The organism is Streptomyces iakyrus, assembly GCF_000717055.1.
Lineage (GTDB): Bacteria > Actinomycetota > Actinomycetes > Streptomycetales > Streptomycetaceae > Streptomyces > Streptomyces iakyrus.
This window is the reverse complement of the sequence record NZ_JNXI01000022.1, coordinates 23,819-40,131: the sequence shown is the minus strand read 5'-3', so window position 1 is coordinate 40,131 and position 16,313 is coordinate 23,819. Positions and strand designations below refer to the sequence as shown.

The following is a 16,313-nucleotide window of genomic DNA, read 5'->3' as shown; positions in this document are numbered from 1 at the left end:
TCGGACTCCTGCCTCAGATCGCGAGCTGCTGCTCGTTGCGGTTCAGCCAGCGGCGGTAGAAGGAGGTGAAGACGATCAGGATGGACAGCAGCAGGATCCCGTAGGCGGCGGACTGGGCGTAGTCGCGCGGCTGCTGCCCGAAGCCCAGCTGGTAGGCCCAGGTCACGAGGATCTGGGCGTCCGGGGCGGTGTTGCCGAACAGCAGGAAGATGATGGCGAACTGGTTGAACGTCCAGATCACACCGAGCAGGACGACCGTGGTGCTGACGGACCGGAGGCCGGGCAGGGTGACGTAGCGGAAGCGCTGCCAGGCGTTCGCACCGTCCATCTCCGAGGCCTCGTACAGGCTCGCGTCGATCGACTGCAGGCCGCCGAGGAGCGAGACCATCATGAACGGCACACCGCACCAGGTGTTGACCATGATCGCCGAGAAGCGCTGCCAGAAGGTGTCCTCCAGCCACGACGGCGTCGGCAGGTGCAGCAGTTCCAGGCCGGAGTTGATGATGCCGCCGTCGGCGAGCATGAACCGCCAGCCGAACACGGTGACGAAGGTCGGCACGGCCCAGGGCAGCACCAGGATCATCCGGTAGAGGGTGCGTCCCCGCAGCTTCTGGTTGAGCAGCAGGGCGAGGCCGAGGCCGATGCCGTAGTGCAGGGCGACACAGGCCGCTGTCCAGAAGATCGTCCACAGGAAGTGCGACCAGAAGCGGTCGTACGCCGTCGGGCCCCACAGGATGTCGGCGTAGTTGTCCAGGCCGATGAACTTGTAGGTGGCGTCGATCTCGTTGACGCCGATCGTGCGGGCGGTGTTCAGGCTGGTGGCGTCGGTGAGGGTCAGGTACAGGCCGTAGCCCAGCGGGTACAGCACGAGCACGGCGAGGACGATCGCCACCGGGGCGATCATCGCGTAGGCGTACCAGTGCTTGTGGAGGCCGTTCTTCAGCCGCTGCACCGGTCCGGGCCGTGGTTCCCGCTCACCGCGCCGCTTGCCGGTCGCTCGGTCGATGGCGACTGTCATGGTTCGACACCTTCTGGAAGTTCAAGGAGTTCGGAGGGGAGCTGCCCGGGTCGAGGCGCAGGCGCGGGCCGGTGGCCGCCGGATCCCCTCCCCCATGACAGGGGGATCCGGCGGCCACCCGGCACTCACTTGGTGAAGTCCGGCACCAGCTTGGCGATGGCCGTCTCGGCGTTGCCGAGGCCCTTGTCCAGGGACACCTTGCCGCCCGCGATCTTGATCAGCTCGTCGTCGAGGGGGCCCCACAGGGAGCTGTACTCGGGCAGGGCCGGGCGCGGCTGGGCGGCGGAGAGCACGCTCTGGTAGCCGGCGATGCCCGGGTCGGCCTTGACCTCGGCGGTGTAGGCGTCCTCGCGCGTGGGGAGCGTGTTGTTCTTCAGCGCGATGGTCTCCTGGGCCTTGGCCGAGGTCATGAACTTCACGAACTTCAGCGAGGCCTCCTGGTGGGCCTTGTCCGAGCCCGCGTACACGGAGAGGTTGTGGCCGCCGGTCGGGGCGCCCGCCTTGCCGGTGGAGCCGGCCGGGACGGTGGCGATGCCGAGGTTGTTCTTGTCCTTGAAGGCCGAGCCCTTGTAGAAGTTCGTGATCTCCCACGGGCCCTGGACGATCGAGGCGACCTTGCCGCTGACGAACGCCTCCTGGATGTGGGCGTAGGCGTCGGCGGTGGTGTCGGCCTTGTGCAGGCCCTTGCCCTTGAACAGGCCCTGCCAGGTGCCGTAGGCCTTCTTCGCCTCGGGCGAGGTGACGGTGATCTTCTTGGCGTCGGCGTCGACGGTGTCGGTGCCCTCGCCGTAGAGGAAGGACTGGGCGTAGTAGGCCTGGGTGGAGCCCCAGTAGCCGTCGACGCCGGTCTTGTCCTTGATGGTGGCGGCGGCCTTCTTCAGGTCGTCCCAGGTCTTGGGCGCCTCGATGCCGGCCTTCTTGAACAGGGCCTTGTTGTAGACGAGGGCGAGGGTGTCCGTGGTGAAGGGGACACCGTAGGTCTTGCCCTCGTACTTGGCCTGCTCGATCAGGCTGGGCTGGAACTTGTCCTGCTCGGCGAGGGCCTCGGTGCCGTCCAGCGGCGCGAAGAAGCCCTTCTTGGCGAAGGCGGGGGTCCAGCCGACCTCGGAACGCAGCACGTCGGGGGCGCCCTTGGAACCGGCGGCGGTGTCGAACTTGTTCTGCGCCTGGTCGAAGGGGACGTTGACGTACTTGACCTTGATGTCCTTGTTGGCGGCCTCGAACTCCTTGACCAGGGCCTGGTACGTCGGCGCCTCATTGGTCGCGTTGGAGGTGTCCCACCAGGTGATGGTGACCGGGCCGCCGGCCTCGTCGCCGCTGTCGCTTCCGCCGCAGGCCGTCGCCGCCAGGGCGAGGGACGCCACCAGCGCGGTGGCCGCTATGCCACGCCGCATGAGTTCTCCTTGAGGGTGAAGCCCGTTCGTGCTGCCGACTGCGCCGTTGGCGGCCGGGCGTCGGTGAGATTAGCCGCGCTGGAAGGACTTGCGAAAGACCTTGCAGCAAAAACTTGCAAGCGGTGCGGATGGTTATCCCGCCGTGACCTCACCTCGATCGCCCTGAAGCCCGGAGTTAGCGCTGATCGACGGGGAGTCGGACAGCTGTGCAAGACTCTGCAAGCACTTGCCATCCGTCTCCGCCGGGGGAATCATCCGTTGCGGATCGGACGCCGACCACGAGTTTCGAGGACCGCGATGACCAAGCCACCCGCAGCGGGCCGTGCGACGGCGCGCACCAGGCGTCCCGTCGGTGTGCAAGGAGAACCCCGGCCGCTACAGTCCAGTGCTGTGACCACACGGCTTGCCGACATCGCTGTGCAGGCGGGGGTGAGCGAAGCGACCGTCAGCCGCGTCCTCAACGGGAAGCCGGGCGTCGCCGCCACCACCCGCCAGTCCGTGCTGGCCGCTCTCGACGTGCTCGGCTACGAACGCCCGGTGCGCCTGCGCCAGCGCAGCGAGGGGCTGGTGGGGCTGATCACCCCGGAGCTGGAGAACCCGATCTTCCCGGCCCTGGCGCAGGTCATCGGCCAGGCGCTGACACGGCAGGGCTACACCCCGGTGCTGGCCACCCAGACTCCGGGCGGCTCGACGGAGGACGAGCTCACGGAGATGCTCGTGGACCGCGGGGTCGCCGGCATCATCTACGTCTCCGGACTGCACGCGGACACCACCGCCGACATGCAGCGCTACGACCGGCTGCGCGCCCAGGGCGTACCCTACGTGCTGGTCGACGGCTTCTCGCCGAAGGTGCAGGCGCCGTTCATCTCCCCCGACGACCGGGCGGCGATGAGCCTCGCGGTCACGCACCTGGTGTCCCTGGGGCACACCCGGATCGGCCTGGCCCTCGGACCGAAGCGGTTCGTGCCGGTGCAGCGCAAGATCGAGGGGTTCGTGCGCACGGTGCAGGACCAGTTGGGGCTGGGCGCCGAGACCGTCGAGTCGGAGCTGGTGCAGCACTCCCTGTACACCCTGGAGGGTGGTCAGGCGGCGGCCACGGCGTTGATCGGGCGGAACTGCACGGCCGTGGTGTGCGCCAGCGACATGATGGCGCTGGGCGCGATCCGGGCGGCCCGGCAGCTCGGCCTGGACGTGCCGAAGGACATCTCCGTGGTCGGCTTCGACGACTCCCCGCTGATCGCCTTCACCGACCCGCCCCTGACCACGGTCCGCAAGCCGGTCCCGGCGATGGGGCAGGCCGCCGTGCGCACGCTGCTGGAGGAGATCGGCGGGACGCCCGCGCCGCACAGCGAATTCGTGTTCATGCCGGAGCTGGTGGTGCGCGGTTCGACCGCTTCGGCCCCGGGGGAACGCGGTCGCTCCTGAGGCCTTCGGCCTGATTTCGCTGTAGAACATGCGGCTCGTACGAGGCCGCGGGATGATCGGTGGGGAAGTCCTTTTCTGGCAGACTTTGCGCCTATGGGTGAAACGACCGTAACGAAGCCGGAGAGCCTGGAAGCGGCTCTCCCGGACCCTGTTGCGGCCGATCCGGGGCCTGGTCCGCTGCGCCGGCTGCGCACCCCCCAGCGGCCCCGGTTCTGGTTCGAGATCCTGCTCATCGCGGTGAGTTACTGGACGTACTCGCTCGTCCGCAACGCCGTGCCGGAGCAGAAGGCCGAGGCGCTGCGCAACGCCGACTGGATCTGGCGCGCCGAGCACCACGTGGGCATCGCCGTCGAGGAGTCGGTCAACCACGCCGTGAACTCGGTGCATTGGCTCATCGTCGGGATGAACTACTACTACGCGACGCTGCACTTCATCGTCACGCTGGGTGTCCTGGTGTGGCTCTACCGTCGCCATCCCGGCCGTTACGCGGCAACCCGGCTGGTGCTGTTCGCGACCACGGCCGTCGCCCTGGTCGGTTACTACCTGTATCCGCTGGCGCCCCCGCGACTGATGAGGGGCGGCGGCTTCATCGACACGGTCATGGTCCACCAGACCTGGGGTTCGATGGCGTCCGGCGACCTGAAACACATGTCCAACCAGTACGCCGCGATGCCGTCGATGCACATCGGCTGGTCTGTGTGGTGCGGCCTGACGATCTTCGCCCTGGCGAGTGTCCCCTGGGCGCGGGTGCTGGGCCTGCTGTACCCGGCGCTGACACTGGTGGTCATCGTCGCCACGGCCAACCACTTCTGGCTGGATGCGGTCGGTGGCGTGCTGTGCCTGGCCTTCGGGTTCACGGTGGCCCGGCTCTGGTACGGAAGGCAGCCGTACGCACTGCCCCGGACGGTCCCGGCCCGCAGGCGGGGCGCCGCCCGGGCCGATGACGGGCCCGGGGCGCGCACCGGCAGGCCTCAGCGCTCGGCGGCCCCGTAGAAGAGTTCCTCCATCACGCCCCGCGCCCGGCGCGCGGTCCGCCGGTAGCCGTCGAGCATGTCGCCGACGTGGCCGGGGCCGTAGCCCAAATAGCGTCCCACGGCCGCCAGTTCCCGGGGGTCGGAGGGGAAGGTGTCGCCGGCCCGGCCGCGGACCAGCATCACCGCGTTGCGGACACGGGTCGCGAGGACCCAGGCCTCGTCGAGGGTCGCCGCGTCCTCGTCGGTGATCAGCCCGGCGGCGCAGGCCGCGGCCAGGGCCTCACGGGTGCGGGTGGTGCGCAGGCCCGGCACCGCCGAGCCGTGCCGCAGCTGCATGAGCTGCACGGTCCACTCCACGTCGGACAGGCCGCCCGGACCGAGCTTGGCGTGCAGCTTGGGGTCGGCGCCACGCGGCAGCCGCTCGGACTCCATACGGGCCTTCAGCCGCCGGATCTCGCGCACGGCCTCGTCGGCGAGCCCGTCCGCCGGGTAGCGCAGCGGGTCGATCAGCTCGATGAAGCGTCGGCCCAGATCGGCGTCGCCCGCGACGGGCTCGGCCCGCAGCAGCGCGTGCGACTCCCAGGTCAGGGACCAGCGGCGGTAATACGCGGCGTACGACGTGAGGGTGCGCACCAGCGGCCCGGACTTGCCCTCCGGGCGCAGGTCGGCGTCGATGAGCAGGGGCGGGTCGGCGCTCGGGATCTGGAGCAGGCGGCGCATCTCGGAGACCACCTTGTTGGCCGCCTGGGCCGCTGTTCGCTCGTCGACGCCGTCGCGCGGCTCGTGCACGAACACCACGTCCGCGTCGGAGCCGTAGCCCAGTTCGTGGCCGCCGAACCGGCCCATGCCGATGATCGCGAACCGGGTGGGCAGGTCGTCCCCCCAGTTGTCCCGCACGACCGCGCGGAGCGTGCCGGCCAGGGTCGCGGCGGTCAGGTCCGACACGGCGCCGCCGACCAGGTCCACCAGGGCGCCCTGATCGGCCTCGGCGGGCTGCTCCTCGGTGCCGTAGGAGCCGACGATGTCGGCGGCGGCCGTGCGGAACAGCTCCCGGCGGCGCACCCCGCGAGCCGCCGTGACCGCCTGGGCGGCGCCGTCGGCCCGTTTCACGGCGGCGAGTATCTCCTGCTCCAGGTGAGCCCGCGGCCGGGGTTCCAGGCCGCCGCCGTCCCCGTCGCCGAGCAGCGCGACCGCCTCCGGGGCGCGCATCAGCAGATCGGGCGCGAGGCGGCCGGCGGACAGCACCCGGGCGAGGTTCTGTGCGGCGGCGCCCTCGTCCCGCAGCAGCCGCAGGTACCAGGGGGTCTTGCCGAGCGCGTCGGACACTTTGCGGAAGTTGAGCAGCCCCGCGTCCGGGTCGGCCGAGTCGGCGAACCAGCCCAGCAGCACGGGCAGCAGGGTGCGCTGGATGGCGGCCTTGCGGGTGACGCCGGAGGCCAGCGCCTCCAGGTGGCGCAGGGCGGCGGCCGGGTCGGCGTAGCCGAGGGCGACCATGCGTTCGCGGGCCGCCTCGGTGCTGAGCCGGGCCTCGCCGGTGGCGAGCTGGGCGACCGCGTCGAGCAGCGGCCGGTAGAAGAGCTTCTCGTGCAGCCGGCGTACGACGCCCGCGTGCCGCCGCCACTCGCGGTGCAGGTCGGCGACCGGGTCCGTGCGCAGGCCGAGGGAGCGGCCGATGCGGCGCAGCTCGGCCTCGTCCTCGGGGACGAGGTGGGTGCGCCGCAGCCGGAACAGCTGGATGCGGTGCTCCATGGAGCGCAGGAAGCGGTAGGCGTCGTCGAGCTGGGCCGCGTCGGACCGGCCGACGTAGCCGCCGGCGGCGAGGGCCCCCAGCGCGTCCAGGGTCGTACCGCTGCGCAGGGAGGTGTCGGCCCGGCCGTGCACCAGCTGGAGCAGCTGCACGGCGAACTCGACGTCCCTCAGGCCGCCCGGGCCGAGCTTCAGCTGGCGCTCGACCTCGGCGACGGGGATGTTCTCCACGACCCGGCGGCGCATCTTCTGCACGTCGGGGACGAAGTTCTCGCGCTCGGCGGCCTTCCACACCAGGGGCTGGACGGCGGCCACGTACTCCTCGCCGAGATCGAGGTCGCCGGCCACCGGGCGGGCCTTCAGCAGGGCCTGGAACTCCCAGGTCTTGGCCCAGCGCTGGTAGTAGGCGAGGTGGCTGGAGAGGGTCCGCACGAGGGGGCCGTTCCTGCCCTCGGGCCGCAGGTTGGCGTCGACGGGCCAGATGGAGCCCTCGACGGTCGTCTCCGAGCAGATCCGCATCATGTGCGAGGCGAGCCGGGTCGCGGCGCGCACGGCCTTGGTCTCGTCGGTGCCCTCGGCGGCCTCCCCGACGAAGACGACGTCCACGTCGGAGACGTAGTTCAGCTCGTGGCCGCCGCACTTGCCCATCGCGATGACCGCGAGCCGGCACTGCTCGGCGTCCTCGGGCGCGGCCGCCTCGGCGATGGCGAGGGCGGCGCGCAGGGTGGCGGTGGCGAGGTCGGCGAGCTCGGCGGCGGACTCGGCGACGCCGGTGGTGCCGCAGACGTCGCGGGCGGCGATGGACAGCAGACAGCGCCGGTAGGCGACCCGCAGGGAGACCGGGTCGGTGGCCTCCGCGAGTCCGGCCTCGAACTCCTCCACCCCCGGGTGCAGGTCGTACGCCTCGTACATGACGAGCGCCTGCCAGTCGCCCGGGTGCCGGGTGAGGTGGTCGGCCAGGGCGGTGGAGGCGCCGAGGACGCCGAGGAGGCGGTCGCGCAGGGGCTTGGCCGCGATCAGCGTGTCGAGCAGTTCCCGGCGGCCGCCGGGGCTCGGCTGGGCCTCCAGCAGCCGGACGAGGCCGAGCAGCGCGAGATCGGGGTCGGCGGTGGCGCCCAGCGCCTCCAGCAGCACGGGGTCGTCGCGCAGGGGCGCGAGCTCCGGGCTGTCCAGGAGCCGCTCGGCGGCGGAGGCGTCGGTGAATCCGTGCCGCAGCAGCCGCGTGAAGGTACTGCTCCTGCGCCCCGGCGCCGCCGTCATCCGGGCCTCCCTCGCACTGTTCCTCGGACATGCATCGGATCAAGGTCGTACGGCTCGAGCCTAATAGCACGGGCCGGGGGAAGCGCCGGGGAGTTCGGCAGGCGGACGGAGTGCGCGCGTGGCCAGGTGGACTGGCCGTGCGGGGGCATGCGCGGTACGGCGGCTGATGGCGTTCCGGGAGACGGGAGGGCCATTTGCGCCCCCGCACGCGTCCGGTGGCCGTCCCCTCGGTGGCGCCGCCCCGCGTTTTCGGCTTCGGTGAGGAAGAGCCGTTCAGCCGGCTTCAGCCGGACCCGGTGATCGGTTCCCGTAAGGCCGGACGAAGGAGTCATGCCCGTGGACATCACCCTGGAAGTCATTCCGCTGCCCGTGTTCGACATCGACCGCGCCCGGGACTTCTACCGGGACAAGGTCGGCTTCCACGTGGACATCGACCAGGAGGTCATGCCCGGGATGCGGATCGTCCAGCTGACCCCTCCGGGTTCCGGCTGTTCGATCGCCCTGGGCGAGTCCATCTGGGAGATGACGCCCGGCCCGACCCCGGCCCCGGGCTCCTACCAGGGCCTTCAGCTGTGCGTCGCCGACATCAAGGCGGCCCACGCGGAGCTGGTCGCCCGCGGCCTCGACGTCTCCGAACCGGTCCAGTACTCCCCGGACGACGGCGCCACGTTCATGCACTTCCAGGACCCGGACGGCAACGGGTGGGCGGTCCAGGAGTACCGGCGCCGGGCCACCGAGCCGCTGCACCAGCTGCTGGCGGACCTGAAGCGGAAGCAGGCCTGAAGCCCCCGGAGGAACCGGTCAGGAATCGAGAAGCACGGGTGCCGGAGCGCGATTAGCGTCGTTGTCATGACTTCCATCGCATCCGTCACCCTCGAGGTGGCCGACCCCGCCGCCGCCGAACGCTTCTACGCCACCGCCTTCGGTCTGGGCGACCGGCTGCGCCTGCGGGCGTCGGAGGCACCGACCTCCGGCTTCCGCGGGTTCACACTGTCGCTCGTGGTCGCCCAGCCGGCCGATGTGGACGCCCTCCTCGACGCGGCCGTGCAGGCCGGTGCGACGACGCTGAAGCCCGCGGCCAAGTCGCTCTGGGGCTACGGAGGCGTCGTCCAGGCCCCCGACGGGACGATCTGGCAGCTCGCGTCCTCGTCGAAGAAGAACACCGGCCCGGCGACCCGGCAGGTCGACGAGTTCGTCCTGCTGCTCGGCGTCGAGGACGTGAAGGCCAGCAAGCAGTTCTACGTCGAGCACGGTCTGGCCGTGGGGAAGAGCTTCGGCGGCAAGTACGTCGAGTTCGCCACCGGAGGCCCCGTGAAGCTGGCCCTGTACAAGCGCAGCGGCCTCGCCAAGGTCGCCGGCGTCTCCCCCGACGGCACGGGCTCCCACCGCCTGACCATCACCGGCGACGCCGGGCCGTTCACCGACCCGGACGGATTCGCGTGGACGACGGCGTCGGAGAACGCGTCGGTGTGAGCGCGCGGGAGGTCCGCCGAGCCCGGCGGACCTGACCTGCAGTGTCTTCGACAGGTGTCGACGGGCTCCTTCGCGGGCCAGGCCCATACAGCCCCCGCGATGGATGTCGGGCCGCGCTGGCCTTGTCGTTCGGCTGGTGGGTGATTCAGCTGGGCGTCGTGCGGACGAGCACGAGTTCAGCAGTCGGTTCGTGCCGGCCGGCCATCGATCGTGTTCTGCCTGCGCTTGCCAGAGACGAAGGCCCGGCGCCCGGGGCGGTGCGCCTGCGGGCCGCGGATCGTAGCCGGAGGCCCGGCCGGTCCGGTACCGCGGATCCACGCGCGGCCGGCAGCGGACGGATCTTGCTGATCGCCCGCCCGACGGTGGAAGGATCCACCTCGTAGATCACTCCGAGTGGTCGGCGAGCAGCTCTCCCGACTGACGAGCCGAGATGCCGCAGAGCGCACGGTGCGATACGGCGGCACGAGCCTGCTTGATCTTCACGCCTCAAGAACCGAGCGGGACGCATCCGTCTCCCGGCAGGGTGGTGATGGATTGCTCGCGTCTACCCTCACCGCTATGACGACCGATTGGATGGCCGAATACGAACGCGTGGCGCGGGGGCGGCGTGTGGATGAGCTCAGCCGTCCACCTGCGAGGCAGGTCGCCTCCCCGCCGCCGCTGTCCGAAGCGGAGATCTGCAAGGCAGAAGCGGAGTTGGGCATCGCGTTCCCGGACCAGTACCGGGAGTACTTGCTCCGGCAGAGCGCCGGCGGCGCGGTGAACCGCCTGTACCGATCCGCGGCAGGCTGGGGCTGGTATGGGGACTCGAGCACCAACTACGACTTGCTCACCACCGACTTCCCGCACCCCGACTCCTACCGTGCTTACGAGGATGAGCTGGACGCGCGTGAGCCGCTGGCGCAGGACTTCCCGGACCCCAACGCCTACCGGGCGGCATGGGAGCAGTGGGACGCCGAGTACGGGGTGCTCCAGGAGCGCAAGACGTCCGGCGCTGTATTCATCCAGGAGAACGGCTGTGGCTTCTCGACCCTGCTCGTTGTCACCGGTCCGCACCGGGGCTCACTGTGGTTCGACGGCCGGGCCACCTGCGACCAGATCCTTCCTCTGAACCTGGGCGGTCAGCCCGTGTCGTTCATGGACTGGCTCGCTCGAGGGTCCATGAATCTGGTCACCTGGTGAACGCGGCCGGGCCGACACCGGGCGGAGCCGATCCGGCGGCCCGGTCGCAAAATCCTCGGCTCAACCTTCCGGCCGTGCGACGCACTCATGAGCCTGCGCCGGCCCCCGAGGCGGAGGTGCGGCCCTTCACGCCGGCGCCCACGGCCGTGCGTGCCGAGCAGGCAAGCCCCCCGGTGCTGGGCGATGAGGCCAGCTGACCTCACAGATCGCAGCATCCGTGGATCGACGCCAAGGCGTGGGCCTCGATGCGGTCTCCCAGGGGCCAATGGGGTAACGGCCACGTTTCGTCATTGGAACCTCGTGACAAACTTGTTGGCCGGACTTGGTGTCTGTCCACATGCCCCGACCGACTGCGCGCAGCCCGAGGATTGAGGAACCTCCTTATAGAAGGGAGGTGTTGCTCATGGGCGGCGAATTTTGGCGAACGGTCCAGAAGGCCATTGACGAAGACAACCGGACCGTCCGCCTTATCGTGATTCTCTTCACGATGGGGGCTATGGCCCTGATCGCCTACCTGCTGATCAGCAGGTAACCAGAGCACACCCTAGGTGGCGGCCTGTTGGCCCAGTCCGCCACCTAGTCCAACAGTAGGCGGGGACTCTCCCGTGCGCCCTTGTTCCGCCACCACAAGCCACAAGATCAAAATGCAGCAGATCCCACAAGGCATATACGACATGGGATGCAAAAAGGGGCGATGATCAAGGACATATTTTTCATGTCCATGACATGAGGGTCGACAGCGTCAATGGGGGGCACCCCAACGTGCCCGGGGGTGGCGATCGGGGCGAACCGAAGAATTGGCGGCCCGCACACAGCCCAGAGCTTGCACAAGCCCCTTCGGGGTCGACGCTTCAGCGACGTCGACCCCACACGCCGTACGGGCCAGAAGGCCACGTGGCCTGCCCCTACAGCGCCGGCAGGTTCTTCCGCAGCTCGAACGCCGTGACCTCGCTCCGGTACTCCTCCCACTCCTGCCGCTTGTTGCGCAGGAAGAAGTCGAAGACGTGCTCGCCGAGGGTCTCGGCGACGAGGTCGCTGCGTTCCATCAGGGTCAGGGCCTCGCCCAGGTTCTGGGGCAGCGGCTCGATGCCCATCGCGCGGCGCTCCGCGTCGGAGAGGGCCCAGACGTCGTCCTCGGCGCCCGGCGGGAGTTCGTAGCCCTCCTCGATGCCCTTGAGGCCGGCGGCCAGCAGCAGCGCGTACGCCAGGTACGGGTTCGCGCCGGAGTCGAGGGAGCGGACCTCCACCCGGGCCGAGCCCGTCTTGCCGGGCTTGTACATCGGGACCCGGACCAGCGCCGAGCGGTTGTTGTGGCCCCAGCAGATGTACGAGGGAGCCTCGCCGCCCGCGCCGGCCGTGCGCTCCGCGCCGCCCCAGATGCGCTTGTAGGAGTTCACCCACTGGTTGGTGACCGCGGAGATCTCCGCCGCGTGCCGCAGCAGGCCCGCGATGAAGGAGCGGCCGACCTTGGAGAGCTGGTACTCCGAGCCCGACTCGTAGAACGCGTTGCGGTCGCCCTCGAAGAGGGAGAGGTGGGTGTGCATGCCGGAGCCCGGGTGCTCCGAGAACGGCTTCGGCATGAACGTCGCGTGCACGCCCTGCTCCAGGGCCACCTGCTTCATGACCAGGCGGAAGGTCATGACGTTGTCGGCCGTGGACAGCGCGTCGGCGTAGCGGAGGTCGATCTCCTGCTGGCCCGGCGCGCCCTCGTGGTGGGAGAACTCCACCGAGATGCCCATGGACTCCAGCATCGTGATCGCCTGACGGCGGAAGTCCATGCCGACGTTGGTGGGGGTGTGGTCGAAGTAGCCGGAGTTGTCGGCCGGGGTGGGGCGGGAGCCGTCCAGCGGGCGGTCCTTCAGCAGGAAGAACTCGATCTCCGGGTGGGTGTAGAAGGTGAAGCCCAGGTCGGAGGTGCGGGCCAGGGCGCGCTTGAGCACGTACCGCGGGTCCGCGAAGGACGGGGAGCCGTCCGGCATGAGGATGTCGCAGAACATGCGGGCCGTGCCCGGGGCCTCCGCACGCCACGGCAGGATCTGGAAGGTCGACGGGTCCGGCTTGGCGATCATGTCGGACTCGTAGACCCGGGCGAAGCCCTCGATCGCGGAGCCGTCGAAGCCGATGCCCTCGTCGAAGGCCTGCTCCAGTTCGGCCGGGGCCACGGCGACGGACTTGAGGAAGCCCAGCACGTCCGTGAACCACAGGCGTACGAACCGGATGTCGCGCTCCTCCAACGTCCGGAGCACGAACTCCTGCTGCTTGTCCATCTTCCGCTTCCCCATCCTTGCTGGTCAGGCCGCCTTCTGTTCCGTACCACGGGAGGCGGTCGGGCACCTGAGCATCCCACCACACCTCCATTTCGTACGCGTTGCGGACCATGATCGCCCGGCCGGCCCGGGGTCGAACGCCTCACGTACGGCAGGTGGACTGCTCTGACGCCCATAGTGCCTGCTCGCACCGGCATCCGTAACGGCCGGTTCCCTGCGCTGCGCCACGCGCTTAACTTGCATCTCATATGCAACTTTAAATAGCGTGCGTACAGTCGAGCCCCGAGGAGCCCCCGATGCTGTCCGAGCAGTCCGCCGCCACCGTCCGCGCCACACTCCCCGCCGTCGGCGCGGCACTCGGCACGATCACCGAGCGCTTCTACGCCGGGCTGTTCGCGGCCCACCCGGAGCTGTTGCGTGACCTGTTCAACCGGGGCAACCAGGCCTCCGGCACCCAGCGGCAGGCGCTGGCCGGTTCCGTCGCCGCCTTCGCCACGCACCTGCTGGACCACCCCGAGCAGCGGCCGGACGCGATCCTGCACCGCATCGCCCACAAGCACGCCTCGCTCGGCGTCACGCCGGAGCAGTACGGCATCGTCCACGAGCACCTGTTCGCCGCCATCGCCGAGGTGCTGGGCGACGCGGTCACGCCCGATGTCGCCGCCGCGTGGGACGAGGTCTACTGGCTGATGGCGAACGCGCTGATCGCCGTGGAGCGGCGGCTGCGCGAGGAGCGCGGCGGCCACACCTGGCGGACCTGGGAGGTCGTCGAGCGCGTCGCCGAGACCGCGGACGTCGCCACGTTCCGGCTGCGGCCGGCCGACGGCGGCCCGGTGCGGGACTTCCTGGCCGGCCAGTACGTCTCCGTCCGCGTCGCCCTCGCCGACGGCGCCCGGCAGATACGGCAGTACAGCCTCTCCGGGGCGCCCGGCCCGGACCTGCGGCAGATCAGCGTGAAACGCGTGCGCGAGACCGGTGCCCCCGACGGCGAGGTCTCCGGCCACCTGCACGCGCGCGTGCGGGCGGGCGACGTCCTGGAGCTGTCCGAGCCGTACGGCGACCTGGTCCTGGACGCCGGCCCCGACACGCCCCTGCTGCTGGCCTCGGCGGGCATCGGCGTGACCCCGATGACCGCGATGCTGGCGCACCTCGCCGGCTCGGGGCACCGCGCCCCGGTCACCGTCGTGCACGCCGACCGCTCCCCCGGGACCCACGCCCTGCGCGCCGAGCACGAGGCCTGGGCGGCCAAGCTCCCGGACGCGGCCGTCCACCTCTGGTACGAGCAGGACGCCCCCGCAGGCGCCCGCACCGGCCTGGCCGACCTCACCGGCGTCGCACTCGCCCCGGGCACGCGCGCGTACCTGTGCGGCCCGCTCCCGTTCATGCGGGCGGTGCGGACCCAGCTGATCGCCAAGGGCGTGGCCCCGGCCGACATCCACTACGAGGTGTTCGGCCCGGATCTGTGGCTGGCCGGGCAGGCCTAGACGTCACCCGGGTCGGGTCCGGGGCCGGGGCCGGGGCCCCGCGAGATGCCCAGCAGCAGCGCGCCCGTCGGCTCCGCCACGATGTCCTCCACCGTGACCGGGTCCAGGGAGGTGAAGAACGCCTCCTGGGCCCGGCGCAGGGCGCCGCGCAGACGGCAGGCGGAGTTGAGGGGGCACGGGGTGGGGCCCTCGCAGTCGACGACGTCGCCCCCGCCCTCGAAGGCGCGGACCACGGCACCGACCGAGGCCGTACGGCCCTGCTCGGTGAGGGTGAGGCCGCCGCCCCGGCCGCGGCGGGCCTGGAGCAGGCCCATGTGCTGGAGCTCGGCGACGACCTTCGCCAGGTGGGTGTACGGCACCTCCATGCCGTCCGCGACGTCCCGGGTCGTCGGACTCGACCCGCCCGCGACGGCGAGGCGCATCAGGACCCGCAGGGCGAGGTCGGTGGAGCGCAGCAGCCGCATGCGGGCAGCGTAGGTAATGGGAATCCGCGGTTCAAATTTTCCGGCGGGGAAGGCGGCGCCGGGAGCGGTGAAGCTGTCGTCCTGCTGTCGGTGCCGTATCGATTCGGCCCATTCCCGCGGCCGCTCTACGAGGCGCCCCGCCTCCCCCATTACGATCAGCGGACCCGACCGTCACTTTTCCCACGAAGGACACCCCATGGGCGCCGCCAAGAAGGCCAGCACGTCACGCAAGGCTCGAATAGAGGAGATGCGGCGCGCCGAGCAGGCCCGTGAGCGCCGCAACCGGATCCTCACCATCGCGGCCAGCCTCGTGATCGTGACCGGACTGGTCGTCGGCGGCGTCGTGCTCGTGCGGTCCCAGGACGACGGGGCCAGTGACACCGCGGCGGCGAGCGACTCCTCCGGCAAGGGCAAGTTCGTGACGGGCAAGGACGGCGTGAAGACGTGGGAGGGGAAGCTGGCCCGCAACCACGTCACCAAGGCCGTGAAGTACGCCTCCGAACCGCCGGTCGGCGGCGACCACAACCCGGTCTGGATGAACTGCAACGGCGACGTCTACACCGAGCCGGTGAAGAACACCAACGCCGTGCACTCGCTGGAGCACGGCGCGGTGTGGGTGACGTACAACGCCGCCGCGAAGAAGTCCGACGTCGACGCGCTCGCGGCGAAGGTGAAGAAGACGCCGTACACGCTGATGAGCCCGATGGACGACCAGAAGGACCCGATCATGCTCTCGGCGTGGGGTCACCAGCGCACGGTGACGGGCGCGAGCGACCCGAACGTGGACAAGTTCTTCGAGAAGTTCGTCCAGGGCGAGCAGACCCCCGAGCCGGGTGCCGCCTGCACGAACGGGCTGTCCAAGTGAGGCATGCCGGACTGATCGCCGGGGCCGCGGCGACGGCGCTCGTCGCGGCCGGTGCGATCACCTACGCCGTCGCGGGGGACGACGGCAGCGGCAGGACGCCCTCGGCCGACTCCGCGGACGCCGGGTTCGCGCGGGACATGGCGGTGCACCACCAGCAGGCCGTGGAGATGTCGTACGTCGTGCGCGACCGCACCGAGGACGAGGAGGTCCGGCGGCTGGCCTACGACATCGCGCAGACGCAGGCCAACCAACGCGGCATGCTGCTCGGCTGGCTCGACCTGTGGGGCCTGCCCAAGGTGTCGTCCAAACCGCCGATGACCTGGATGGACATGGGCGGCATGGCCTCCGCCAAGGACGGCGCGCTGATGCCCGGCATGGCGACCAACTCCGAGATGAAGAAGCTCGGAGAGCTCAGCGGGAAGCAGGCGGAGGTCTTCTACCTCCAGCTGATGACGGACCATCACCAGGGCGGCGTGCACATGGCCGAGGGCTGCGTGGACCGGTGCGTGGTCGGTGTCGAGAAGCGGCTCGCGCAAGGCATGGTGGACGCGCAGCAGTCGGAGATCCGGCTGATGGCGGACATGCTCAAGGAGCGCGGCGCCGCACCGCGGTCCTAGCAGCGCTGGGCACGTAAGCCTCAAATCGCCCCGCCTGGCGGCCTCTTGGGCTCTTCTTGGTCTGCGTAGGGCGCTTCTTGGGCTGCGCAATTCCCTTGCATGAACGGTTCATCGCGAGAGTGGCGACCGTCGAGTGATCCACTC

The 16,313-nt window shown here is 70.3% G+C and carries 13 protein-coding genes and 1 pseudogene; 8 read left to right on the top strand and 6 right to left on the bottom strand.

Features of this window, described 5'->3' with window-relative positions:
* Positions 1-13: 13 nt before the first annotated feature.
* Together OO68_RS31325 and OO68_RS31320 are read right to left on the bottom strand one after the other, a co-directional pair.
* The gene (locus OO68_RS31325) at positions 14-1,018 is read right to left on the bottom strand and encodes a carbohydrate ABC transporter permease (RefSeq protein ID WP_033312564.1); all 1,005 of its coding nucleotides are present in this window, start codon (positions 1,016-1,018) and stop codon (positions 14-16) included.
* Between the two features lie 125 nt (positions 1,019-1,143).
* Positions 1,144-2,412, bottom strand: a complete 1,269-nt coding sequence (locus tag OO68_RS31320; RefSeq protein ID WP_033312563.1) for an extracellular solute-binding protein — start codon at positions 2,410-2,412, stop codon at positions 1,144-1,146.
* 390 nt (positions 2,413-2,802) lie between these two features.
* On the opposite strand from OO68_RS31320, the gene OO68_RS31315 reads away from it, so the two are divergent.
* Positions 2,803-3,837, top strand: a complete 1,035-nt coding sequence (locus tag OO68_RS31315) for a LacI family DNA-binding transcriptional regulator (protein WP_033312562.1) — start codon at positions 2,803-2,805, stop codon at positions 3,835-3,837.
* A 93-nt stretch (positions 3,838-3,930) separates the two neighbouring features.
* A complete protein-coding gene (locus tag OO68_RS31310; RefSeq protein WP_033312561.1) occupies positions 3,931-4,830 on the top strand; it encodes a phosphatase PAP2 family protein in 900 nt (299 codons plus the stop codon).
* On the opposite strand, the gene OO68_RS31305 is transcribed toward OO68_RS31310, so the two are convergent.
* Positions 4,809-7,817, bottom strand: a complete 3,009-nt coding sequence (locus OO68_RS31305) for a bifunctional [glutamine synthetase] adenylyltransferase/[glutamine synthetase]-adenylyl-L-tyrosine phosphorylase (RefSeq protein ID WP_033312560.1) — start codon at positions 7,815-7,817, stop codon at positions 4,809-4,811. The genes OO68_RS31310 and OO68_RS31305 overlap by 22 nt on opposite strands.
* 336 nt (positions 7,818-8,153) lie before the next feature.
* On the opposite strand from OO68_RS31305, the gene OO68_RS31300 reads away from it, so the two are divergent.
* Both OO68_RS31300 and OO68_RS31295 read left to right on the top strand, forming a co-directional pair.
* Positions 8,154-8,600, top strand: coding sequence for a VOC family protein (locus OO68_RS31300; protein ID WP_033312645.1), 447 nt, complete (start codon positions 8,154-8,156; stop codon positions 8,598-8,600).
* Between the two features lie 66 nt (positions 8,601-8,666).
* Complete coding sequence (locus OO68_RS31295; RefSeq protein ID WP_033312559.1) at positions 8,667-9,290, top strand: VOC family protein; 624 nt, start codon at positions 8,667-8,669, stop codon at positions 9,288-9,290.
* Positions 9,291-9,496: 206 nt separating this feature from the next.
* On the opposite strand, the pseudogene OO68_RS47855 reads toward OO68_RS31295, so the two are convergent.
* Positions 9,497-9,684 (bottom strand): annotated as a pseudogene (locus OO68_RS47855) (transposase family protein); the annotation flags it as partial.
* Between the two features lie 164 nt (positions 9,685-9,848).
* Between OO68_RS47855 and OO68_RS31290 the strand changes: the two are divergent.
* Positions 9,849-10,472, top strand: a complete 624-nt coding sequence (locus OO68_RS31290; RefSeq protein ID WP_245237238.1) for an SMI1/KNR4 family protein — start codon at positions 9,849-9,851, stop codon at positions 10,470-10,472.
* Between the two features lie 905 nt (positions 10,473-11,377).
* On the opposite strand, the gene glnA2 is transcribed toward OO68_RS31290, so the two are convergent.
* Entirely contained in the window at positions 11,378-12,739 is a 1,362-nt protein-coding gene (glnA2, locus tag OO68_RS31285) for a gamma-glutamylpolyamine synthetase GlnA2 (protein WP_033312643.1), read from the bottom strand.
* Positions 12,740-13,035: 296 nt separating this feature from the next.
* On the opposite strand from glnA2, the gene OO68_RS31280 reads away from it, so the two are divergent.
* A complete protein-coding gene (locus OO68_RS31280; RefSeq protein WP_033312558.1) occupies positions 13,036-14,223 on the top strand; it encodes a globin domain-containing protein in 1,188 nt (395 codons plus the stop codon).
* Here the strand turns inward: OO68_RS31280 and OO68_RS31275 are convergent.
* The gene (locus OO68_RS31275) at positions 14,220-14,687 is read right to left on the bottom strand and encodes an RrF2 family transcriptional regulator (RefSeq protein WP_033312557.1); all 468 of its coding nucleotides are present in this window, start codon (positions 14,685-14,687) and stop codon (positions 14,220-14,222) included. The genes OO68_RS31280 and OO68_RS31275 overlap by 4 nt on opposite strands.
* Positions 14,688-14,883: 196 nt before the next feature.
* Between OO68_RS31275 and OO68_RS31270 the strand changes: the two genes are divergently transcribed.
* Both OO68_RS31270 and OO68_RS31265 read left to right on the top strand, forming a co-directional pair.
* Positions 14,884-15,552 (top strand): thioredoxin-like domain-containing protein, encoded by a 669-nt coding sequence (locus tag OO68_RS31270; protein ID WP_033312556.1) that lies wholly within the window; start codon positions 14,884-14,886, stop codon positions 15,550-15,552.
* Positions 15,549-16,169: a DUF305 domain-containing protein gene (locus tag OO68_RS31265; RefSeq protein WP_033312555.1), complete on the top strand. Its 621-nt coding sequence runs from the start codon at positions 15,549-15,551 to the stop codon at positions 16,167-16,169. Before OO68_RS31270 ends, OO68_RS31265 begins: the two co-directional genes overlap by 4 nt.
* Positions 16,170-16,313: the final 144 nt, after the last annotated feature.